The organism is Streptomyces sp. BE303 (assembly GCF_036290945.1).
GTDB lineage: Bacteria > Actinomycetota > Actinomycetes > Streptomycetales > Streptomycetaceae > Kitasatospora.
Genome location: NZ_JAQYWZ010000743.1, coordinates 1 through 284, shown reverse-complemented (window position 1 = coordinate 284; position 284 = coordinate 1). Strand labels below are relative to the sequence as shown.

Annotated in this window: 1 protein-coding gene; it reads right to left on the bottom strand. The window is 71.8% G+C overall.

Features of this window, described 5'->3' with window-relative positions:
- On the bottom strand, window positions 1–284 hold a 284-nt coding region (locus tag PUR56_RS22005), incomplete at both ends, for a PIN domain-containing protein (RefSeq protein ID WP_329950171.1).

Here is a 284-nt window from a genome sequence, read left to right as displayed (position 1 = left end):
CGAGGACGCCTTGATCCGCAGCGGGAGGTCCTTGGAGACGACGGTGACGTCGTACCCCTCGGCCTGCAGGTTCCGCGCGACCGCGAGGATGCGGGTGTCCGCCTCGCCGCCCCCGACCCGGTAGCCGGCCGGCAGTATCGAGGGGTCGGAGTGGTTGAGCTCGACCCGGATGGTGCCGCCGAGCTCGCCGACCGGGATCGGCTCGTCGAGACGGCCGAAGCGGATCCGGAAGTCGTCGAGCAGCCGCAGCGCCTGGCGGGCGAAGTAGCCCAGTTCGGGGTGGT